This is a genomic window from Streptomyces sp. NBC_00887 (genome assembly GCF_045207585.1).
Genome location: NZ_CP108788.1, coordinates 2,796,569 through 2,818,781, shown reverse-complemented (window position 1 = coordinate 2,818,781; position 22,213 = coordinate 2,796,569). Strand labels below are relative to the sequence as shown.

Sequence of the window (22,213 nt, the reverse complement as noted above, 5' to 3'; positions counted from 1 at the left end):
CAATGGGGCAAGCACAGAGACATTCAGCCACCCGATGTCCCAATGGTGCGGGTAGAACTTGATTTGGACCCTGCACTTTCGGAAATCGTCCAGCGTGCGCCCGCGTACTCCCGTTACACACAGAGATCGCACCAAGCTCCCATGCGCCGGACGCGCGCCCCCCGCCAACTCTGGTGGGTCTACTGCCCTGAGCCCTATGAGACGGGTACTGCGGGTCGGCAACGAGGGGAGGAACGGTTCGGGCGCTCCCCGACGAGAGTGACGAGCGGGGTCGTAGCCGCGGGGGCCGGGTGGTCCGCCGTCCCGCGGGTCGCTACGTGCCGGGAGCCGGGTACGGCGTCTGCGGTCGACCTGCCGAGGCTCAGCGCACGATTCCGGCCGCAGCAGTCTCGTCGCCCGAGCGTGGCGGGGCGGGGCGGGGAAACCGTGACCCTACGGGGCCGAGCGCGTCTGCGGGAGCGGACGTTCCGACGGGAGAGCCGTATGTCCGCCCGGTCTCGGTTTCGCGGACGTCGCGCCGTCGATCACGAACCGGTAGCGGACTTCGGAGGCGAGGATCCGCTCGTAGGCGGTGTTGATGTCCTGCCGTCGATCAGCTCGATGTCGGCCGTGACGTCGTGCTCGGCCGCGAAGTCGAGCATCTCCTGCGTTTCGGCGATGCCGCCGAACAGCGATCCCGCGAAGGACCGGCCGTTCTGGAGGAGGGCGAAGACCTCCATCGGCATCGGCTCAGTCGTCACACCGACGTTCACCATGGTGCCGTGCAGGCGCAGCATCCCGAGCTGGTGGGGGTGGGACACAGGCGCGCTGGCGGTGTCCAGGATGATGTCGAAGGTGTTGGCCAGCTCGGTGAACGCCGAAGCGTCACCGGTCACCGCGTAGAGGTCGGCGCCGAGGGCCGCGGCGGCCTCCCGCTTGCTCCTGGACTGCGACAGGACGGTCACGTCGGCGCCCAAGGCCTTGGCCATCTTCACGGCCGAGGTGGCCGAGCCCGCCGAGGCCGACCACCGCGACCTCGGTGCCGGGCCCGGCACCGAACCGCTTGAGCGGGGAGTAGACGATGATGCCGGCGCACAGCAGCGGAGCGGCGGCGGCCGGGTCGAGAGTTCCGGGAACGCGGACGACGAAGCCCTCGGGGCGACCATCGCCTCGGAGTAGCCGCCTGGGTCCCTTGAGGCAGTACTGCGCCTGGCCTGCCTGGCAGTTCTCACCCGCGCGGCAGGAGTTGACCATGCAGCCGATGCCGACCAGGTCGCCGAACTGGTGACGGGTGACGTCGGGGCCGGTCCCGGTGACCCGGCCGACGATCTCGTGACCGGGGCCGAGCGGGCTGACCGCCAGCGGGCCGAACGTGCCGTCGACGTAGTTCATGTCGGAATGGCAGATCCCGCAGTACAGGACGTCGAGCTTGACGTCGTGCGGGCCGACGTCACGGCTCGATGGTGACGGGAACGAACGGCATTCCGGCTTCGTGGGAGCCGAACGCGTTGACGGTGGTGAGCATGGTGATTCCTTTGCGCAGGTACGAGGTGATGTCAGGCTTCGGGGATGGCGCGTCCGTAGGCCGCGAGGGTGACGTCCGTGGGCTCGGGGCCGCCGCGCCGACCGGTCTCCAGGGCGTCGAGGGACTTCAACTCGTCCGCAGTCAGGGCGAAGTCGAAGACGTCGATGTTCTCCGCGATGCGGTGGGGCTTGGTCGACTTGGGGATCACCGAGCGGCCCTGCTGGATGCCCCAGCGCAGCAGCACCTGGGCCGGGCTCTTGCCGTGCACCTCGGCGATCGCAGTGACGGCCGGGTCCTCAAGGACGCTCCTGCGGTCGTCGCCGTATCCCGGGTAGAAGGTGATGCCGCCGATGGGAGACCACGCCTGGTTGAGGATGCCGTGCTCGACGTCGAAGTCGAGGACCGCGCGCTGCTGGAAGTACGGGTGGATCTCCAGCTGATTGACAGCGGGCACGACCGTGGTGGTGTCGAGCAGCGTCGTCAGGTGGTCGACCATGAAGTTGCTGACGCCGATCGCCCGGACCTTGCCGTCTGCCAGGAGCCGCTCCAGGGCGCGGTAGGCGGCAAGGGTCCTGTCGAGGTCCGACGGCAGCGCCTGGTGCAGGATCAGCAGGTCGATCCGGTCCACGCCGAGCTTGGCGGCGCTCTTGTCGAAGCCGTGCAGGGTCTCGTCGTAGCCGTAGTCGCTGATCCAGATCTTCGTCTCGATGAAGATGTCGTCGCGGGGCACGGCGGAGGCGCGGATGGCCTGGCCGACCTCACGTTCGTTGCCGTACGCGGCGGCGGTGTCGATGTGGCGATAACCGAGTTCGAGCGCGGCGGTGACGGCGGCCCGGGTCTCGTCCGGCGGGGTCTGGAAGACACCGAGTCCGAGAGCGGGCATCTCGACGCCGTTGTTGAGGGTGAGGGTCTGCATCACAGGGACCTTTCGTGCGGCCGGGTACGTGCGGGGACGATGAGGGTGAGGGTGGCCCCGAGGGCCAGGGCAAGCAGGGCAGCGGATCCGGTCAGCGCGGCACCCGAGCGGGCCGCGATGTCGGCGGCCCCGTGACCGGTGGAGACGGAGGCGGCCAGGGCGGTCAGGATGCTCAGGCTCAGCGCGCTGCCGATCTGGTGCACGGTGTTGACCAGGCCCGAGGCGGCCCCCGCGTCCGCAGGGGCGACGCCGTCGACGCCGCTGGAGGTCAGCGGGGCCGGCACCAGGCCCTGGCCGGCGCCGATGAGCACCATCGGCAACGCCACGCCCGTCGGGTAGGGCGTGTGCATGTCGAGCCGGCTGAGCCACACCATGCCCACCATGGTCAGGGCGAGGCCGGTGCTGAGCACCTGCGGCCTGCTCGCCCGCTCAAGCAGCCGCGGCACCTGGACGGCGAAGACGACGTTGACCAGCGTCATCGGCAGGAAGGCGAGACCGGCCCGCAGCGGCGTCCAGTGGTAGACGCTCCGTACGAACTGCGCAGTGAAGAAGAAGAACCCGATCATCGCGCCCATGTAGAGCATTCGGGTGACGTAGGCGCCGCTGCGCTCACGGCTGGCGAACAGCCGCAGTGGCATGAGGGGATGCGCGGCCCGCCGCTCCACCAGGACGAACAGGGCCGGCGGTGGCCGGAGCGGTCCAGCCGATGTCGGTGGCGACCACGATGCCGAAGACCAGAGCGGTGGAGCCCGCAGTCGCCAGGAGCGCCCCGGCGACGTCGAAGCGGCCGCCATGGCGTTCGGTCGCGGGCAGGAACCGCACGGTCAGCGCCACCATCGCGATGCCGACCGGGACATTGAGGAAGAACCCCGCCCGCCACGAGATCAGGTCGGCGACCAAGCCGCCCACCACCAGGCCGAGAGCCGCGCCGAGCCCGGCCACCGCACTGTAGGCGGCCATCGCCCGGTTACGGGCCCGGCCCTCGGCGAAGCTGCGGGCGAGCAGCGACAGAGCGGAGGGGGCCAGGATCGCCGCCCCGACGCCCTGCAGCGCCCGAGCTCGGGGCGGCGTGGATTCCGCTACGGCGACCTCGCCGGTCCCGTCGTACTTGGGTGCTGCGCGCACGGTGGTGTCCTTCGCTTCGGCGCGAGGCCCAGATCCCGATGCGCCCGAGGTGGGGCCGTCGGCCGCTCACGCGTCACGCCCCTGTGCTCCCTGGGTGTCCAGGAACTCCGTGATCTGGGCTGCACCGGTTCGCTGTAGCCAGGTGGGGAAGTCCATCGCAGCGGGGTGGATCCGTCGTGTGGCGGGGATGTCGGCGCGGTAGCCGTGTTCGCCCAGCCACTCGTGGGCGAACGCGAACTCCTCGTTGACAGCCCGGATCGTTTCCATCGGGATCTGGGCGTAAGGCAGCGGGCGATTGATGGCCGCTTCGATGTGCGCGGCGAGCTGGACCGGGGTCAGTTCGTCGCCGGCAAGGGCCGTCGCCCGCCCGATCCACTCCTGGGGCCGGGAGAAGGCCAGTGCGGTGACGACGCCGACGTCGTCCACGGCCATGATCTGCAGCGCAACGTCCGGGGCGATGCCCGAGACCAGGCTGCCACCTTGGAGGGCATATTCACCGGTGTAGTTCTCCATGAAGGAGACCGGCCGCAGAATCGTGGCGGGCAGGCCGAGCTTCGTGAGGTGTTGTTCGATCCGCCACTTACTGATCAGGTTCTGCGGCAACATCTCACTGTCATGGCGGTCCGCGCCGGCGACCGAACTGAAGACGAGGTGCCTGATGTTGGCGATTTGGGCGGCCTCGGCGATGTTCATTCCCCAGCGGACCTCGTCGTCCGCAGAGAAGTCGGGTGCCGTGCCGGGGGAACCCACCGTGGGCTGGACGCTGAAGAGACCGTAGGCGCCTTCGGCAGCATCTACGAGAGAGGAGATGTCCTCCATCTCCGCACGTACGATCCGCGCTCCGGCACGCGCCAGGGCCTTTGCCGGTGCCCCCTCCGGATTGCGCGTGAGCGCGCGCACCTGCCAGCCACCGTCGAGCAAATGCCTGGTCACCGCCCGGCCCTGCAGGCCAGTCGCGCCTGTCACCACGATGGTCTTGTCCGTCAACTCCACTTTCTCTCCTGGATTTCGCACGCACCAGGGAGGACTCCCCGTAAGTGGGGTGGCCCTCCGGTTAATGGTCGTTACGATATGGAGGGCCACCCCGGTTAGCAAGCCGTCAGGAGATTCCGTGCCCCAAGACGCCACAGTGCCGTCCTCACCCAGGCGGCCCATGCGCGCCGACGCGCGGCGCAACTACGACCGAATCCTGGCCGCTGCCGGGGCCGCTATTGCCCAGCACGGCGCCGAAGCCTCCCTGGAGGAGATCGCCCGACACGCCGGGGTCGGCTCAGCCACACTGCACCGGCACTTCCCTTCCCGGCAGGCGCTGCTGGAGGCCGTCTTCAAAGACCGGGTTGAGGCCTTGTGCGCCAAGGCGCACGACCTGGCCGCCGAGCCCGACGCGGGCGCCGCGCTCATCATCTGGCTCCACGCCGTCGGCGCACACGCCGTCACCAACAAGGGTCTGGGGGCATCCCTGATGCCCGGCGCCGACGCCGGCGATCCGACGTTCGGGGACACCTGCCACACGATGATCCTGAACGCCGGCAGCGAACTACTCGCGCGCGCTCACCAGGCGCACGCCGTGCGCCCCGACGTCACCATCACCCAACTGCTCAAACTCGTTGGAGCCATCGCGCTGGCTACCGAATTTGACAGCGACGGCGCCGCCGAGACCGAACGCCTCCTGACGCTCGTCATCGACGGGGTGTGCCCGCCGGGGATAGGGCGGGGGTGATCATTCGACACGCCAAGCGAGGGCTAGGTGTATTGATCACGAGCGTTGTTGACACGGGGGTCTTGATCAAAGGCGAAGACCTCCGGTGTGGTGGAGCTGTCCAGGGCCTGTCTGGGCTTGGGAGACGTCGTCGATGAGCCTGCAACGGCTGGGGAAAGCCGATCTCGTCTGCGATCCGCTGTACCGCTGTTGTCGTCGGATGACAGATTACGCGGCGAGGAACTCTTTCCAGTCGCGGCCGGCGATCAGGGCGTCGTCGCCGGTGAGGTTGGCGCCGGCCCGGTAGGCGCGGCCCACCTTGCCGGGGAGACGGATGGGCAGGGTCCGGCGCGGCTTGGCACCGGCGGCGACGCGCTGCGCGGCGGCCAGTTGGGGCAGCGTGTACACGCCCGGACCGGCCAGGTCGGATACGCGTCCTGCCGGATCCCCGAGGGTCAACTCGGCGAGCCGGGCAGCTACTTTGGCGGCGTCCACGGGCTGGAAACGTAGACCGCCCGGCGCCGGCACCAGCGGCATCCGGCGTATCGCCCCGACCATCTTTAGCAGCAGCTCGTTGACCTGCGCGGCCCGCAGCACGGTCCAGCCGATCCCCGACTCCATGACGGCCCGCTCGGCGCCCGCTTTCGCCCGGAAGTACCCGATCGGCATCGCGTCCGCGCCGACCACCGACACCAGGATCAGGTGCTTCACTGTCCCGGCGGCCCGTGCCGCCCGCACCAGTCGCGCAGTCGCCGCATCGTCGCCTTTCGGGCCACCGGCCAGGTGCAGTACGGTCTCGGCGCCGCCGACCAGCGCCGGGTCCAGTTCACCGTCTGCCAGTAGATCAGCCTGTACGTACTCGACGCGCGGGTCCGGTGCGATGTTCTCGGGACGGCCGCCGCGGGACAGGATACGGACGGTGCGACCGGCCGCGACCAGGAGCGGGACGGTGAGGCGGCCGATGGTGCCGGTGCCACCGGTGACCAGGATGGGGGTGTTGATCTTGCGGGTCATGATGGTGTCTCCTCGGTACGGCACCGTGGTGAGCGGTGCGGGGTCTGCCGTGGTCGTTCTGCTTCACTGACACGGCCGCGCGAGGGGATGTGACAGATGGCGGAGAAATTTCTTCAGTCCGAGCAGTACGAGGCGCACCGCCCTCACTTGCGGGCGGTGGCCTACCGCATGCTGGGCTCGCTCACCGAGGTCGACGACGCACTCCAGGAAGCCTGGTTGCGGGCGAGTACCACCGACATCGCCGATGTCCGCAACATCGGCGGCTGGCTGACCACAATCGTCTCCCGAGTCTGCCTGAACCTGCTCCGCGCCCGGCAGACTCGACGCGAGGAAGACATCGACGGGGCACCCCACACACAGGCCGGGCCGGGGGCGATCGATCCGGCGGCCGAGGCCGAGATGGCGGACGAGGTCGGCGTGGCGCTGCTTGTCGTCATGGAGGCACTGGGACCGGCGGAGCGGCTCGCGTTCGTTCTACACGATCTGTTCGCGGTGTCGTTCGACGACATCGCCGTGATGCTGGAAAAGACGCCGGCCGCCGCCCGCCAACTGGCCAGCCGCGCCCGGCGGCGCGTCCGCGGCACCCAGCCCCCAACCGGGCCGGAACGCCAGGGCCGAAAGCGAGAAGTCGTCGACGCCTTCCTCGCCGCGACCAGAGCCGGGGACTTCGAGGCACTGGTGGGTCTGCTGCACCCGGACGTGGTGCTGACCGCCGACCCGGCCGTGATCCCGACACCCGAACCGGTCGTGGTGCTCGGCGCGCACACCGTCGCCAAGGGTGCGATGGCCGCGACCGGGCGGGCCGCGACGACCGGGGTGGCGCTTCTGGATGGCGAATTCGGGCTGGTGATGGCCGAGGGACGAGGGCTGCGCCTGGTGCTGCGGTTTGCGGTGCAGGGGGAGAGCGGGCTGATCACCGAGGTGGAGGTGGTCGCCAAGCGAGAGACGCTGGCGGGCATTGATGTGACCGCGCCCTGAGGCTGCCGTAGTGGCTCGATGCCGTCCGGCGAGACGACTTCCTCGGCCTCCACACACTCGCCGCAGGACAACCTTCGCCGCCCGCGACCCTGAAGAGAAGTCACTCAGCGGCGAGGATGTCGCGCAGCTCGCGTACAGCGCGCTCCTTGTGGTTCGGGGCTGGCATCGAGCGGTACAGGTCGAGCGCGCGGCGGTGGACGAGTCCGGTGCGGTAGGCATCGGGGAGAGCGTCCAGGGTCGCGACCATGCGTCGGCACGCTTGCTCGGTGTCGCCGTCGTGGTGGAAGCAGGCGGCCGCGTCGATGGTGAGCAGGGAGCGGGTCATGGTGCTGGTCGGTGCGGACAGTTCCAGCGCGTGAGCAGGACCGGCACTTCGGCGACATCAAACGCGTGGACGCCCTCGCGGCCCTACGCACTGCCCTTACCGGCCCGCTGCCGCAGGCCGGGTGCCGCGTGCGGTGTGGGACACGACGTACTTTCGGCGCTGGGCCAACGCCTGCGCACACGAGAGCGTCGACGGGCTGTACCTGCCCACCGAGGACCGCCTCATCTACCAGCAGGTCTTCGACCCGGCGTTCCGAAAGACGTGGGCGGCCTACCTCGAGCACCGCTCCCTGCACCCCGCCCACGGCCCGGGCCTACCACTGACGGTGCGACTGGCTCAGGCGACGGGCGGCGACCTGCCCGCCGACCGCGTGTTTCATCGGCTCCCTGCCCTTGCTGGTGACCGCATCCTCGTATTCCTATGGCTCGGCATGGGGGCGGGGGAGCGGCGGCCGGGCGCTTCGGCGTGGCGCCCGGCCGCCGTCACCGGCCCGGTCTCGCGGCCGGTTTCGTCGGCGCTGCGTTCCGCGTGCCGACGAAGTCTCAAGAGGGTCGCTCAGCTGGGGAGCGCCCATTTCTGGTTGGCACCGGTGTGGCAGGTCCACAGGTGGATCTTGGTGCCGTCCGCCGAGGAGACCCCGGAAGCGTCCAGGCACTTGCCCGACTGCGGGTTCCTCAGCGTGCCGTCGGTCTGAGGCACCCATTTCTGGGCACCGGTGCTGTTGCAGCCGTAGAGCTGCACCTTGGTGCCGTCGGTCGTGCCGCTGCCGCTGACGTCCATGCACTTGCCCAGGGCGCGCAGTGTGTCGTCCGTGCCGACAGTCCACTTCTGGGCGGCTGTCTGGTTGCACGTCCACAACTGGATCTGTGTGCCGTCGGCGCTCGAACCGTTGGCGACGTCGACGCACTTGCCGCCGATGCCGGTGACAGCGCCTTCCCGGGGTCCGGTCGTGCCTGCTAGTTCCTTGATGCGGATGTTGCGGAAGGACACGTCGTCGCCCTCGCCGTGGTTCTGCAGGCCGATGTGGCCCTGTTGGAGGCTGCGGGCGGGATCGGTGTTGGTGAAGTCGTTGATCTTGTGGCCGTTGAGGAGGAGCTGCAGGCGCTCGCCCTCGACCCGGATCTCGTAGGTGTTCCACTCCCCCGGCGGGTTCAGGGCCGCGTCCCGGGCGGCGAGGTCAGCGGACTTGAACCCGTAGATGGAGCCGGTGGTGCGCTCGAGGGTGTCGGTGGCGTCGATCTGGATCTCGTACCCGTTGTTGACAGCGGACCACGGGTCGTCGGAGGCGGGGAAGCCCACGAAGACACCGGAGTTGTCGTCACCGGCCAGGCGCCAGTCGAGCTTCAGGGAGTAGGACTTGTACTCCTTCGCCTGGTACCAGAACAGGCCGAGGCCGCCCCGGGAGGTCAGGGTGTTGTCGGCGTTGGCGAAGGAGCCCGGACCGGCCTGCTTCCAGCCAGTGGTCCCGGAGGTGCCGAACAGGGTGGTGTAGCCGGTCTCCGGGCGGCAGTCGGCCTCCGTCATCTCCGCGGCCCAGCGGATGCCGCCGAGCAGATGGCGGCGGAAGACGGGGTCGGCGTAGGAGTCCTCGGTGTGGCCGCCGCCGGTGTAGAAGGTGCGCCCTCCTTCGTAGTCCTTGCACCAGGCGATGGGGTGGTCGCCTCCCATGGTGCCGCCGCTGTAGGTGGACTCGTCGAGCGAGGCCAGGACGTGGGCCGAACTCCGCGGGTTGGTGCGGTAGTCGTACCATTCGTCGGTCCGCTGCCAGGTGGAGGCGAGGTGGGCGGTGGCGTCGTGGGCGCGGTCCTCCACCTTCACGGTGGCCGGCTGGATGTGTGGGTGGGACTTGAACAGGGCGCCGGCCAGGCCGCTGTACCAGGTCCAGTCGTACTCGGTGTCGGCCGCCGCGTGGATGCCGACGTAGCCGCCGCCCGACTGGATGTATCCCTCGAAGGCGTTCTGCTGGGCGGTGTTGAGGACGTCTCCGGTGGTGGAGAGGAAGACGACGGCCTCGTAACCGCTGAGGTTGGCCGGGGTGAAGGCGGCGGCGTCCTCGGTCGCGGTGACAGTGAAGTTGTTGGCGGTGCCCAGCTGGCGCAGGGCGGTGATGCCTTCGTCGATGGAGGAGTGGCGGAAGCCGGCGGTCTTGGAGAAGACCAGCACGTCGTACGCGGGGTCCGCGGCCACCGCCGCTGCGCGGACGTGGGCGGCCGGCGCCGGTTCGGAGGCCGTGGAGACCGCCGTGGGCAGGACGGCGGCGCCGAGCAGGCCGCAGGCGGCCCAGCGGGCGAGACGGGTGAGTCGTCGGCTCATGTCAGGGTCCACTTCTGATTGGCGCCGGTGTGGCAGGTCGACAACTGGATCTGTGTCCCGTCGGCGCTCGCTCCGTCGGCGGCCTCCGCGCATTTGCCGCCGATTGCCTTGGGCACACCGCCGGGCGCGGTGGCGCCGCTGGTGGTGAAGGTGAAGTCGTCGAGGTCGAAGAGGGGGCCGCTGCCGCCGGCGAAGGTGCAAGCCGGGCGGTGGTCAGGTACCGCGCTCACGTCCCGGAAGGTGTCCCAGCCGCCGGTCACGGCTCCTCGCGGGCGGAGTCGAGTGGGCCGTCGGTCCTTAGGGAGGACGGCGCCAGCCGGAAGGCCGAAGGGGGCGAAGCCGCAGAGCCGGTGGCGGGTGCGGCGGCGGCGGAGGGTGCCGTCCCGTGGGGTGTGCAGGACGGGCCGGTCGGGCAGCACGGCGCGGGTCATGGGCTCGCCGGGCTGGGCGGTGTGGGCACCCGCGGCGGCGAGCAAAGTGCAGGCGAGCGCCGCGTGGGGTCTGGTGTGTCTCCTGTGCACGCGCATCCTCCGTGTGATGACGGGGCGAGGTCTGGAGCACAGGCGCACGCTGTCGCGCCGAGGGACTGGGGTACCTCGGAGGGAGGGCGTTCCGCCCTTGTCGTTCGGTATAGGGCAGGAAGGTATTAGCTTTTTCATGCACCAGAAACCCCTTTGACATACATGGCCGTAACTTTTTCCAGCCGAGAGACAAAGTGGCTGGAGGAGGCCCCGGGGTGATGATCTTCATGCGCCTCTCCCATCCCAAGTCGGCTCAGGGGAGAAGGACTACAGGGAATCTGCTGCAAACTTTGTGCATGCTCGTGACAAAGTATGGACGCGCCCGGGGGAAGTCCCTACTGTGTGCGACGCGGGGATGAGACGACGGTACGTGCCCCAAGCGTCACCGTCCGCATTGCCGCAACTCTCCGTATCCGGAACGACGGCGCGCTCCGGCGGCGGTGGATTCTGCGCTTAGCCCCATTTACGTTCCCCGACCTCGGGGGACCTACAGGAGGTCACGTGTATCCACGGCTGTTCTCCCTCCGACTCGGCAGACGTCTGGCCGTCACGCTCACCGTCCCGTTACTGGCCCTCGGCCTGTCGCTCCCCGCGAGCGCGGCCGCCCCGCAGGCCGCACCTCTTCCCCCGCAGGAACCGGGTGTGACACTCCGCGTCTTTGACGTGCAGACGTCGCTGAAGGCGATCTGTACCCTCAAGCCCGGACAGACCCCGAACATCGACAAGAAGATGTCGGTGATCAACTGGACCTCCGACGCAGACTTCGGGCTTGCGTCCAACTTCGTCACCCAGGTCACCGGGAACCTCGACGTCGCCGCGGCCGGCAGCCACACCTTCCGCCTGGCCAGCGATGACGGTTCCCACCTCTACGTCGATGACAAGCTGGTCATCGACCACGACGGACTGCACGGCTCCGACCTGCCCGAGGACGGCACGGTCTCACTGACGGCCGGCTACCACTCCCTGCGGATCGAGCACTTCGAGGCGGGTGGTGGCCAGCAGATCACGCTCTCTTGGAAACCCCCGGGCGCCTCCGGCTTCAACGTCGTACCGAACTCTGTGCTGAGCACCGACGCAGGCGTTGTACGCGTCACATCGCCGGGCCGGAAAGAGTGTGAAGGCTCCCTCGACGCGCCCGGTGACGGTCTGCCGCTGACCGAGGTCCACCCGAACTACACCTTGACGAACCTACGGCCGGCTGGCTTCGAACCCCAGGTCTCCGCCATGGACTGGTTGCCTGACGGCCGCCTCGCGGTGACCACCTGGGGCGGCACGGACAACAGTACGGGCGAGGTGTACCTGCTGAGCAACGTCACCGGGGCCACCGGACCCGACAAGGTGACGTACAAGAAGATCGCGAGCGGCCTGAAGGAGCCGATGGGCGTCAAGTACGTGGACGGCAAACTCTATGTCTCCCAGAAGCACGAGCTGACGGAGCTGAACGACACCAACGGCGACGGCGTCACCGACCAGTACAAGCGGATAGCCACCTGGCCGTTCGGTAACAACTTCCACGAGTTCGCCTTCGGCCTGCTGTACAAGGACGGGTTCTTCTACCTGAACCTGTCGGTGTCCATCAACTACGGCGGCGCCACCACGGACCCGCAGCCGGCACCGAACCGCGGAACCACGATCAAGGTGAACAAGGCGAACGGAGAAGTCAGTTACGTCGCCGGTGGCCTGCGCACCCCCAACGGCATCGGGTGGGGACCGGACGGCGACATGTTCGTCACCGACAACCAGGGCGGCTGGCTGCCTTCGTCGAAGCTGGTGCACATCAAGCAGGACCGCTTCTTCAATCACTACATGAACCCGGACGGGCCCTTCGACTCCCGGCCGGTGACTAAACCGGTGCTGTGGCTCCCACAGAACGAGATAGCCAACTCGCCCAGCACGCCTCTTCAATTGAAAGATGGCCCCTTCGCCGGCCAGATGCTGTTCGGCGACGTGACGTACGGGGGCATCCAGCGCGCGTTCCTGGAGAAGGTCGGCGGTGAGTACCAAGGGGCGGTCTTCCGCCTCACGCAAGGGCTGGAAGCCGGTGTCACCCGGATCAGCGTCGGCCCGGACGGCGCCCTCTACGCAGGCGGACTGGGTGCGGGCGGCAACTGGGGCCAGGAGGGCAAGCTCAGCCACGGCCTGCAGAAGCTGACGCCGAACGGCACCAACGCCTTCGACATCCGCGCCATGCGCGCCGTCCCGGGCGGTTTCGAGCTGGAGTACACCCAGCCGGTGTCGACGGAGACAGCGGCCAACCTGGCCGGACGCTACAAGATCAAACAGTGGCGCTACGTGCCGACCGCGGCGTACGGCGGCCCCAAGGTCGACGAGGAGAGCCTCACCGCCCAGTCGGCCACCCTCTCCGCCGACCGCAAGACGGTCACGCTGACGATCCCCGGGCTCAAGGCCGACCGAGTCGTCCATGTGCGCTCGGCCCGCCCCTTCAGTGCGACGGACGGCAAACAGCTCTGGAGCACCGAGGCCTGGTACACAATGAACCAGCTGCCCGGAGTGACGTCCCGGACCGGCGAGGTGAAGGGAGCCAACGGTAAGTGCCTGGACGTGGACAACAGCAGCACCGCCGACGGCACGAAGATCCAGCTGTGGAACTGCAACGGCACCGCGGCCCAGAAGTGGACGGTTTCCGGTGACGGAACCGTGCGAGCCCTGGGCAAGTGCCTGGACATCGACAACGCCGGCACTGCCGACGGCACGAAGGTGCAGCTCTACGGCTGCAACGGCAGTGCGGCCCAGACCTGGCAGCCTCGGGCCGACGGCACTGTACTCAACCCGCAGTCCGGCAAATGCCTCGACGCGTCCGGGGGCGTCTGGAACGACGGCACACCGGTCCATCTGTGGGCCTGCCACACCGGTCCCAACCAGAAGTGGGCACTGCCGTAGCACAGCGGCCCGATTGCATCTAAAGGTGAGACCTGACCCCATGAGGCGAGGGCTGGAGTGCACATCTCCGGCCCTCGCTTCGGTTGGCGCCCCCGGCCGTCAATTCGACGCTGTTGTTGGGCCCCGTTCGTCTCCGTCAGCCGGGCACGGAGAGCTCGGCTCGCGCAACCCCGTGGTCATCACCCCCGGCGCGCTCGCTGCACGCGGGGCAACCCTCGTAGGCGAGTACATCGGCTCGGTCACCCGCAGCCAGGGCCAGCTGTGCACCAAGCCGGGTCTGCTCTTCCTGCCCGAAGGCCACGGGCTGGACGAATATCTCCAGCAGGCCATCTCTGCGGCCTCGCCAGTGCCCATGCTGGGACCGTGGATCGCCGACGCCTACAGTGCGACTGTCGACGAACTGGCCGCGCACCCCGCTGTCCGCCGCATCGAGGCTGCGACCGTGCCCGATTCACCCGCCAGGCGCTGGCGCGCCTCGTCCTGTGCGATCACGCAGCGGCTCGAGCGGTCGAACAGTCCCGGATCGCCCTCGGCAGGCCACCGTCAGACCCACTTGTGGGCGGTCGCACGCGAGATTCCCATCCCGTCGGCCACCTGCGCGACCGGGCGGCCGGAGCAGACACGTTGGATCAACAGCCGGCTGCCATGAACAGTCAGCCGGGCATTGCGGTGGGACATCAAGATCCCCGTGTCGACAACGCTCGTGATCAATACACCTAGGCCGCGTCCGCAAGGCCAGGGTCGCCCTCGCCTGCCTGCAACTCTGGCTCCATGGCTTGGCGGACACGACCTGGGCCCGTTTGGCAGTAGCCCGGCGGGCCTCTGTGCCACAGCTCATGTGCCCAGTCAGTACAGGCCGGCCCGGCGCGCCACGTCCTCCCCGTGCTGCATCCTGTTGCGCGCGTCGTCGCCGAGCGCCGTCATCACGCCCGCTACGACGGTTTCCAGGACGGCGAGGGTCGGCACGAGGCTGTCGTAGGGGGAGGGAGCCGTGACCCGGCTGGGCAAGACCACCTCGGCGTGCGGTGCGGCGGGGGAGAGCCAGGTGTCGGTGAACAGGACGACCTTGCCGCCCTGCTCGTGTACGAGGGCGGCCAGGGTGGTCTTGTCGCTCTCGTAGCGGCGATAATCGAAGACGACCAAGACGTCGCGCCGAGTGAGAGCGGCGAGAACGGCGGTGCGCTCGACGTCGCGGTCGGGGAGGAATCGCACATCGTCCCGCAGCTGCATCAGGTGCAGGCCGAGGTACTGGGCGAGCAGGTGCGTGAAGCGACCGCCGGCGAGTGTGATGCGGCGTTTGCGGTCGGCCAAGAGCCTCACCGCGTGTTCGAAGTCGTGCGGCGGGAGCTCGGCCAGGGTGGCGGTGACCGCGCCGGTGAAGACCTGACTGCCGTGCCTGAGGAGCGCCGAGTCTGGGTTCGGGTCTTCCTCCGCGCGGCCGAAGTCGGCTGACTCGTAGAGCGAGAGCGGCGAGGCGTTGCGTTCGTCGAGTTCCTCGCGCAGGGCGGCCTGGAAGTCGGGGAAGCCTCGGTAGCCGAGCCGGTTTACGAAGCGGATCACCGTGGGCGCGCTGACGGTGGCCCGTCCGGCGAGTACGGCTACAGTCTCAAATCCGGCCGCCGGGTAGCCGGCGAGGAGCACGCGGGCGACCTTGCGTTCGGCGGGGCTGAGTTCGCCCAGCTTCTCCCGGATGTCGTCGGCGAGGGCGCCTGAGGCCATCGTCTACGGCTCCCTTCTAGGTATGTGGGTGTCCGGTGAGCCTACTGGCGGGACCGATCGCTGATCACGAGCGGTCCCGCTTCAGGGCGCGGCGGCTAGCGGGCGGTGATGCTGATACTCATTCCGGTCAGGGTCTGAGAGGTTGAACCGTCGCCGCTCCAGGCGGTGAACCCCGGCACCTTGGCGAAGGTGACCGTGAAGCGCGGCCCGTTCTCGTACGTGGTGGCCGCAGCAGTTTGCTGGGCGTTGGTCGCGGCCAGGGAGCGGGCGGTAGTGAGGAAGGAATAGGGGACGCCTGCCGGGTTGGCCGCGGAGTAGAACACGTCGGCGTTGGCAGGCACAGGAGCGTTCGAGCGCGGCGCGAGCGGGCGCTTGTCTACGGCCGGAAAAGTAAGCCATCGGCGCGGATCGTACCGGTCACCCTCGGTCAAATAGCTGTACCGCACTCCCCTCAGCGACCAGTTCCCTTCGCGTGCCGTGCGGGCTCGGCGCAGGTCGAGAACGGCCACCCCGCGCTGTCCGAGGACTCGTAGCCGTTCGTGGACTCTGCCGGAGTGTTCCACGACGAGGGCAGTGTTCTCCTCCAGGGCGTATACGCGGTCGTGGCCGGTATCGGAGGCCAGCCGTATCGCCCGGCCCTCGCGGCCGTACGCCCCGGTGTGGGTGTCGATCAGGCCGGACTTGAGGAAGCCGAAGCCGCCTTCGGGCTCGTACCCGAGCCGGGTCGCGTCCGCGAAGTAGCCCGGACTGCTGCCGTCCCGCAGACCCTCGTACGACTCGCCGCCCGTGACCATGTCGGCTCCCGCGACGATCTGCGCCCCGGCGCTGGACCCGGCCACCACCGCGCCGGCTGCCAGCTTGGCCCGGATGGCGGCCAGCACCTTGGAGTCGGTGTGCGCGGAGCCGTGCAGGAGGGTGGTGAGGTAGCGGGACTGGTCGCCACCGCCGAAGAAGAAGCCGGTCATCGACTCGACCTGGCGGACGACGGCGTCGGAGTCGGCGTTCGTGATGTGGTCCAGGTCGACGGGGATCCACTGGGCGTTGGCCGCCCCGTGCCGCTCGAACAGTCCGGCGTAGTAGACGCCGTTGCACTCGGAGTTGCTGCACTTCTCGGGGTCGGCGGCGTCGGGGTCCTGGCTGGCGGGAACGGAGGAGGCGGTGAGCACGCCGATTCGCGCGCGGCCGCCTCCGGCCCGTTCGATGATCTCGCCGTAGACCTGCTTGTTGTCATCCTTGAGGCCGCCGCCGACGAGCACCAGTGAACCGCTGTGAGGCGACGGGCGGTGAGAGTTCGCGGCGATTGCCGGGATGGCCGCCAGGGCTAGCGCAAGCACGGCGGTGCCGCTGGTGAGGGCAGTGCGCCGGGAGCAGGTCGGGGTGTGCATGGGACCTCCGGGGTGTCGGGGCTGGTGGTGCCTGTGCGGCGCCTGACGAGACGATGCGGCACAGGCCGTTGAGGGGGGTCAGCAGTGCCGAGCGTCGCCCAGCGTGGCGACGAGGGCGGCGAGGAGAGCGACGCGGCCGGGTACGGTCGTGGTGTCGAGCCACTCCTCGGGGCTGTGGTCGGCCCCGCCGACGGGGCCGAGACCGTCGAGGACCGGGACGCCCACGCCCGCGATGATGTTGGCGTCCCCGACCCCGCCGGTGGAGGCCGCTCCCAGACCGATGCCCAACTCGCCCCCCAGGGCGCGTGCGTGGGCCATCATGCGATGCGTAGCCTCTGTGTCCTCCATGGGCGGGCACAGGTCGAGCTGCTCCACGACGACAGAGGTGCCGGTTACGGCGGGCCGGGCGGCGGCCCGTTCGATGGCTGACCGGGCCCGCACGATTCCTGCCGCTGTGGCCGAGCGGACCTCGACCCGCAGTTCTGCCTCGGGACAGACAATGTTGGTACGGGTTCCGGCCCGGACCACACCGACGTTGACGGTCACATCCTCCCAGCGGCCGTTCAGGGCTTGTAGGGCGACCACCAGGTGTGCGGCGGCGAGAGCGGCGTTCGCACCGCGCTCGGGTTCGATACCCGAGTGTGCGGCGCGGCCGGTCACAGTGACAAGGAAGTCGGCGACGCCCTTGCGGGCGATGACCAGGTCTCCGTTCTCACGTGCGCACTCCAGCGCGAGGGCGTAGTGCGCGCCCCGGGCGGTGTGCTCGGTGACCGTGCGGCTGGCAGGGGATCCGATCTCCTCGTCGGGGGTGGCGAGGAAAACCACCTCCTCGTACTCCTCCAGACCGGCTTCAGCGAGGATCTCCAGAGCGGTGAGGCCGGCGAGCAGACCGCCCTTGTCGTCACTGACTCCCGGCCCGTGGGCCAGTGGCCCACGGACGGTGAAGGGACGTTGGGCGGCGACGCCGTCGTCAAAGACGGTGTCCATGTGCGCGGCCAGAAGAATCCTGCGCCCGCCCTGGTCGGCCCCGAGCCGACCGCGCCTGCGGGCGATCAGGACGTCCCCGGTGCGAGCGCCGCCCGCCGGGCCGGGTGCGACGCGCTCGACTGTGAAACCGAGCGTGGTCAGGCGGTCGGCTGTCCAGTCAGCGACCAGGTCGACCCCGGCCGGACTGTGGGAGCCGGAGTCGATGGCGACGAGTTCGGCCAGGTCGGACAGGAACCCTTCGAGGCGGGCCTCGGCGTACGGGAGCAGTTCCAGAGCACGGGGACGCTGCCGGGAGGGTGCGGTCACAGGACTTTGGACAGGAAGGCACGGGTGCGCTCCTGCGCCGGCTCGACCAGCACCTGCCGGGGGTCCCCCGCCTCGACCACGACGCCGTCGTCCATGAAGACCGCGGTGTCCCCGACCTCGCGGGCGAACCCGATCTCGTGGGTGACGACGACCATGGTCATGCCGTCCGTCGCCAACTGCCGCATGACGTCCAGGACATCACCGACCAATTCGGGGTCGAGTGCGGAGGTCGGCTCGTCGAAGAGCATCAATTTGGGTTTCATGGCGAGCGCGCGGGCAATGGCTACGCGCTGCTGCTGGCCGCCGGAGAGCTGGGCGGGGTAGTGGCCAGCCCGGTCAGCCAGGCCCACCTGGTCGAGGAGGCGCCGGGCGTCGGCGCGGGCGGCCGCGGTGCTCGCGCCGACGACTCGCACGGGCGCCTCCATGATGTTCTGCTCGGCGGTCAGGTGCGGGAAGAGGTTGAAGCGCTGGAAGACCATGCCGATGTCACGGCGGTGGGCGGCGATCTCCTTCTCCCGCAGTTCGTGGAGGCGGCTGCCGTGCCGGCGGTAGCCGACGAGGTCGCCGTCCACTGCCAGCTTGCCGCCGTCGATCTTCTCCAGGTGGTTGATGCAGCGCAGGAAGGTGGACTTGCCCGACCCCGAGGGGCCGAGCAGACAGCACACCTGGCCGCGTTCGACGGTCAGGTCAATGCCCCTGAGGACCTCGAGCTTTCCGAAGTGCTTGCGCACGCCGCGGGCGTGCACCATGGGCGCGCTCAACGGCCCTTCTCCTTCTTGTCCGTGCGCGTGATCACCGGTGCGGACCCGGAGAACATCCGTCGCAAGGGCGAACTGTGGTCGCCGCGCGCGGAGCCCCGGCCGTAGCGCCTCTCCAGCCAGGTCTGCGGGATGCTCAGCAGGCTGACCAGGGCCAGGTACCAGAGGGATGCGACGACGAGCATCGGGATGACCTGATAATTCTGCGCGTACACATCCTGGATATTCGACATCAGGTCGTGTGCGGCAATGACCGAGACCAGCGCGGTCATCTTGAGCATGTTGATCGTCTCGTTGCCCATCGGCGGGATGATCACACGCATGGCCTGCGGGAGCACGATCCTGCGCATGGTCAGGGTCGGTCGCATGCCGAGCGAGTGCGCGGCCTCGGCCTGTCCGGTGTCGACGGATTGGATGCCGGCCCGGACGATCTCCGAGGCGTACGCAGCCTCGTTGAGCCCGAGAGCGAGCAGCGCGGCGATCGTCGGTGTGAGCAGGGTGTTGGTATCGGCCTGGATGAACGTGATGTCCGTGAAGGGGATGCCGATGAGGACGCTTTTGTAGAGGGCGCCGGCGTATCCCCAGAAGATGATCTGGACGAGCAGCGGGGTGCCACGGAAGGCCCAGACGAAGAGGGACGACAGGCCGTACAAGACCGGGTTGGACGACAGGCGCATGACGGCAATGACGGTTCCGAGCACCAGCCCGAGCGCCATGGACGCCACGGTCAGCCAAAGGGTCGTGGCCAGGCCGTCGAAAATCAGGTCGGCGAGGATGTAGTCGCCGATGATGTCCCAGCGCAAATTGGCGTTGGTGGCGAGCGAGCCTACGAGGCCCGAGAGCGAGACAACGGAGACCAAGGCGGCGATCCAGCGGCCGTAGTGCCGTACAGGGACGACGGTCAGGTCCTCGTCTGCAGGTGCGTCGCGGTCGTGGTCGCGGGGGGTGCCGGCAAGAGCTGCGGTGGCCATCTCTAGTCGACCGCCGCGTTCCGGGTGGCTTCCTTCACAGCGATGGAAGCGACGCCGTACTTATCGAAGATCTTTGTGGCGGTGCCGTCGTCGATCAGAGACTGGAGCGCCTTCTGGATTGCGTCGGTCAGCTCGGGGAGCTTTTTGGAGACGGCGATGCCGTTGGGCGAGGCGTTGTAGCCGCCGTTGGCGGCCGGGTCGTCGACGACCTCGAAGGCCTTGCCGCCGTCGGCGGTCTTGGCGGTCCAGCCGGCCGCCGGCTTGGTGAGCACCTGGGCCACCACCTTGTCCGCGCGCAGCGCGAGCTGTGCGTCGGAGTCCTTGGGGAAGGTCTGGATGCCGATCTCGCCCTCGCCCGCCTTCTTACAGACCGCCTGGTGGGACTTCAGCAGGTCGAGCTGGTTGGTGGCGGCCTGGACGGCGACGTTCTTGCCGCACAGGTCGTCGAGGGTGGTGACCTTCTCCGGATTGCCCTTGGCGACCATGATCCCGGAGCCGGAGACGGAGTAGTCGACGAAGTCGACGACGGCCTGCCGCTCCTTGTTGTCGGTCATTGCCGACATCGCCACATCGAACTTCCCGGCCTGGATGGCGGGCACTATCCCGTCGAACTTCTGCGGGGTGAAGGCGAACTTCACACCGAGCCGGGCTCCGATGGCCTGCCCGAGGTCGTAGTCGAGCCCGGTGAGCTCGCTCTTCCCCTCGGTCACGAACATCTCGAAGGGCGCGTACGGCACGTCGGTCGCGACCCTCACCGTGCCGGACTTCTTCACGGCGTCGGGGAGTGCGTCATGGAGCTTCGCATCCTTCTTCACGCTCACCCCGGCGACCTCGACGGCCGCCGGAGGCTTCGCGCCACCGGTCGCGGACGCGGTCCCGTCTCCGTCGCCGCAGGCCGCGAGGGCGAGCAGGGCGGTGGTCGTCAGGGCGGCTGCCGTCGCGCGGCGGGGCACGTGGATGTGGTTCACGATCGTTCCCTCCCGAAGGATTCCAGCCGACGGTGATTTTCTCGGTCGGCTCGATCCAGAAGTTACACATCAGTTATCGATTTGAATAGATGTAACGAGTGTTACGAAGAGGTGACGAGGCGAAGTGATGCCGGAAACAGGCCGGGAGCACGCTGTGGGCGGCTGCTCCGGCTGATGGAGACAGCCGTGCTGCGGTTACCGAAAGGGTGTGCGCAACCTGGATGGCGTTACATCTGGCGCATGTGGCGCCGCATCTGTACTTTCCATCACCACCGGATCAGTGCCGGTCGTCAGTCACCCCGTCCCCCTTCCCAGGGAGAACTCCATGGTGTTCCGCCTCCCCACCCTTGCCGCGCCCGCTGCTCCCGAGCAGGTCGCCGAATCCGCGTCCCCGCCTCCGTACGGACGGCGTACGCTGCGCCTGGCGACCTGCCTGGCCGCGTCCCTGGCCCTGGTGCTCCCCGGCCTTGTCGCGGCGGACCCCGCCCATGCTTCGGCCAAGCGGGTCCGCCTGGGCAGTTCGGCCGACGTCACCCGTCCTATGTGGTCGGGTCCCGCACATACCATGAACGGCTCCGGTGCGGTTGTCCCCGCGACCATGGCCAAGGCTGTAGACGCGATCCGCGGCGGAACCGGCACCTTGGACGTCGTCGTCATCGCCGGTTCGGCCCCCACCTCGGGAAGTGCGACGCCTGAGTGCGACACGATCACCGGTGTGGCCGGCGTCAACTCCTGTACCACGTGGACCCTGACCAGCCGAGCCGACGGCAACAACAGCGCGGCCAACACCGACATCCGCAACGCCGAGTTCGTCTACTTCGCCGGCGGCGACCAGTGCGACTACGCCGACTGGAAGGGCACCGCCCTCCAGAACTCCGTGAAATCCGTTGTCGCAAAGGGAGGCGGTTCCGGTGGCGGCAGTGCGGGCCACCACATCAACAGCGCCATCGTCTACGACGCTTGCGACGGCAGCGTCACCTCGGACGAAGCGCTGTACGACCCCTACGACCCGGCGATCACCTTCACCACGGGCATGTTCACCTGGCCGAACTACGCCAACACCATCAACGACTCCCACTTCGTCACCCGCGACCGCATGGGCCGCACCATGGCCTTCGTTGCCCGCGCCATCGAAGACGGCCTCACCACCGGCGGAGCCGCCTGGGGCGTCGGCGTCGAGGAGGGCGGCTCCCTGTTCATTGACAAGAACGGCGCCGCCACTGTCGCCGGAGCCGACACCTTCGTCGTCCTGGGTGACCACCGCCCCGAACGCGCCGATCCCGACCGGTACCTGACTTACTACGACTACAAGATCTGGCGCCTGCGCCCCGGTCAGACCTATGACTTCAAGAACCGCCCCACCTGCGGCTACTACCTGCGCAGCATCGTCACAGGCGTCGCCGACAGCAATCTCTACAACGGGATCCCTGTCACGAACTGCGGGTGACGCGTGCGGCACGGAACAGCGCGCGGCGGTGACTGTCACCGTCGCGCGCTGTTCCTGTCGGTGCGTTATCCCGCCACGCTCTCCAGCAGCGACTGCGAGCCTGCGGTGATCAGGCCGAGGACGACGAAGTCCAGAGAGACGGTTCGGGTGGCGCTGGCGGGCAGCGCGTACGTCCCGATGGTGTCGCGGGGGACGGGGGGCGTACGGACACCGTGCGGATCTCGGGCGCGGCGCCGTCGACGGTGACGGCCATCGCCCCGTTCCAGGTGTTGCCGGGCACATCGGCCGAGCCTGTGACGTTGGAACCGAAGACGAGGCGCGCGGCGCGCGGCTGCCGATCCGGGGTGCATGTGCACAACCCGGGCTGATAAGGCTG

At 68.7% G+C, this 22,213-nt stretch carries 18 protein-coding genes and 2 pseudogenes; 4 read left to right on the top strand and 16 right to left on the bottom strand.

Going from position 1 to position 22,213, the window contains the following annotated elements:
• Positions 1-432 precede the first annotated feature (432 nt).
• From OG844_RS12970 to OG844_RS12950, 5 genes and pseudogenes are all read right to left on the bottom strand, one after another.
• Positions 433-1,504 (bottom strand): annotated as a pseudogene (locus OG844_RS12970) (NAD(P)-dependent alcohol dehydrogenase).
• A 31-nt stretch (positions 1,505-1,535) separates the two neighbouring features.
• The gene (locus OG844_RS12965; protein WP_406390041.1) at positions 1,536-2,420 is read right to left on the bottom strand and encodes an aldo/keto reductase; all 885 of its coding nucleotides are present in this window, start codon (positions 2,418-2,420) and stop codon (positions 1,536-1,538) included.
• A complete protein-coding gene (locus OG844_RS12960; protein ID WP_406390040.1) occupies positions 2,420-3,058 on the bottom strand; it encodes an MFS transporter in 639 nt (212 codons plus the stop codon). The genes OG844_RS12965 and OG844_RS12960 overlap by 1 nt, the downstream gene beginning before the upstream one ends.
• The gene (locus tag OG844_RS12955) at positions 3,030-3,545 is read right to left on the bottom strand and encodes an MFS transporter (RefSeq protein ID WP_406390039.1); all 516 of its coding nucleotides are present in this window, start codon (positions 3,543-3,545) and stop codon (positions 3,030-3,032) included. Before OG844_RS12955 ends, OG844_RS12960 begins: the two co-directional genes overlap by 29 nt.
• 66 nt (positions 3,546-3,611) lie before the next feature.
• Positions 3,612-4,538 (bottom strand): NmrA/HSCARG family protein, encoded by a 927-nt coding sequence (locus OG844_RS12950; protein WP_406390038.1) that lies wholly within the window; start codon positions 4,536-4,538, stop codon positions 3,612-3,614.
• A 160-nt stretch (positions 4,539-4,698) separates the two neighbouring features.
• Between OG844_RS12950 and OG844_RS12945 the strand changes: the two genes are divergently transcribed.
• On the top strand, positions 4,699-5,265 hold the full coding sequence (locus OG844_RS12945) for a TetR/AcrR family transcriptional regulator (protein ID WP_406390037.1): 567 nt from the start codon (positions 4,699-4,701) through the stop codon (positions 5,263-5,265).
• Between the two features lie 207 nt (positions 5,266-5,472).
• Here OG844_RS12945 and OG844_RS12940 read toward each other — a convergent pair whose 3' ends face one another.
• Positions 5,473-6,258 carry an SDR family oxidoreductase gene (locus OG844_RS12940; RefSeq protein ID WP_406390036.1) on the bottom strand — a complete coding sequence of 262 codons (786 nt, stop codon included), beginning with the start codon at positions 6,256-6,258 and terminating at the stop codon, positions 5,473-5,475.
• A gap of 96 nt (positions 6,259-6,354) precedes the next feature.
• Between OG844_RS12940 and OG844_RS12935 the strand changes: the two genes are divergently transcribed.
• Positions 6,355-7,236 (top strand): sigma-70 family RNA polymerase sigma factor, encoded by an 882-nt coding sequence (locus OG844_RS12935; protein WP_406390035.1) that lies wholly within the window; start codon positions 6,355-6,357, stop codon positions 7,234-7,236.
• A gap of 100 nt (positions 7,237-7,336) precedes the next feature.
• On the opposite strand, the gene OG844_RS12930 is transcribed toward OG844_RS12935, so the two are convergent.
• The 3 genes from OG844_RS12930 to OG844_RS12920 form a co-directional block, all read right to left on the bottom strand.
• Positions 7,337-7,561 carry a hypothetical protein gene (locus OG844_RS12930; RefSeq protein WP_406390034.1) on the bottom strand — a complete coding sequence of 75 codons (225 nt, stop codon included), beginning with the start codon at positions 7,559-7,561 and terminating at the stop codon, positions 7,337-7,339.
• Between the two features lie 555 nt (positions 7,562-8,116).
• Complete coding sequence (locus tag OG844_RS12925) at positions 8,117-9,874, bottom strand: ThuA domain-containing protein (RefSeq protein ID WP_406390033.1); 1,758 nt, start codon at positions 9,872-9,874, stop codon at positions 8,117-8,119.
• A complete protein-coding gene (locus OG844_RS12920; RefSeq protein WP_406390032.1) occupies positions 9,871-10,395 on the bottom strand; it encodes a hypothetical protein in 525 nt (174 codons plus the stop codon). The genes OG844_RS12925 and OG844_RS12920 overlap by 4 nt, the downstream gene beginning before the upstream one ends.
• Before the next feature lie 501 nt (positions 10,396-10,896).
• On the opposite strand from OG844_RS12920, the gene OG844_RS12915 reads away from it, so the two are divergent.
• Complete coding sequence (locus tag OG844_RS12915; protein WP_406390031.1) at positions 10,897-13,296, top strand: ricin-type beta-trefoil lectin domain protein; 2,400 nt, start codon at positions 10,897-10,899, stop codon at positions 13,294-13,296.
• A gap of 546 nt (positions 13,297-13,842) precedes the next feature.
• Here OG844_RS12915 and OG844_RS12910 read toward each other — a convergent pair.
• From OG844_RS12910 to OG844_RS12880, 7 genes and pseudogenes are all read right to left on the bottom strand, one after another.
• A pseudogene (locus OG844_RS12910) lies at positions 13,843-13,974 on the bottom strand (IS481 family transposase); the annotation flags it as partial.
• A gap of 168 nt (positions 13,975-14,142) precedes the next feature.
• A complete protein-coding gene (locus OG844_RS12905; RefSeq protein WP_406390030.1) occupies positions 14,143-15,015 on the bottom strand; it encodes a MurR/RpiR family transcriptional regulator in 873 nt (290 codons plus the stop codon).
• 95 nt (positions 15,016-15,110) lie between these two features.
• Entirely contained in the window at positions 15,111-16,400 is a 1,290-nt protein-coding gene (locus OG844_RS12900; protein ID WP_406390029.1) for a cyanophycinase, read from the bottom strand.
• Positions 16,401-16,478: 78 nt separating this feature from the next.
• Positions 16,479-17,693, bottom strand: coding sequence for a M20/M25/M40 family metallo-hydrolase (locus tag OG844_RS12895; protein ID WP_406390028.1), 1,215 nt, complete (start codon positions 17,691-17,693; stop codon positions 16,479-16,481).
• Positions 17,690-18,442, bottom strand: a complete 753-nt coding sequence (locus tag OG844_RS12890; protein WP_406396102.1) for an amino acid ABC transporter ATP-binding protein — start codon at positions 18,440-18,442, stop codon at positions 17,690-17,692. The genes OG844_RS12895 and OG844_RS12890 overlap by 4 nt, the downstream gene beginning before the upstream one ends.
• Before the next feature lie 8 nt (positions 18,443-18,450).
• On the bottom strand, positions 18,451-19,422 hold the full coding sequence (locus tag OG844_RS12885; RefSeq protein ID WP_406390027.1) for an amino acid ABC transporter permease: 972 nt from the start codon (positions 19,420-19,422) through the stop codon (positions 18,451-18,453).
• Between the two features lie 2 nt (positions 19,423-19,424).
• Positions 19,425-20,390: an ABC transporter substrate-binding protein gene (locus OG844_RS12880; RefSeq protein ID WP_406390026.1), complete on the bottom strand. Its 966-nt coding sequence runs from the start codon at positions 20,388-20,390 to the stop codon at positions 19,425-19,427.
• 325 nt (positions 20,391-20,715) lie between these two features.
• On the opposite strand from OG844_RS12880, the gene OG844_RS12875 reads away from it, so the two are divergent.
• Positions 20,716-21,837, top strand: coding sequence for a hypothetical protein (locus OG844_RS12875; RefSeq protein WP_406390025.1), 1,122 nt, complete (start codon positions 20,716-20,718; stop codon positions 21,835-21,837).
• Positions 21,838-22,213 lie beyond the last annotated feature (376 nt).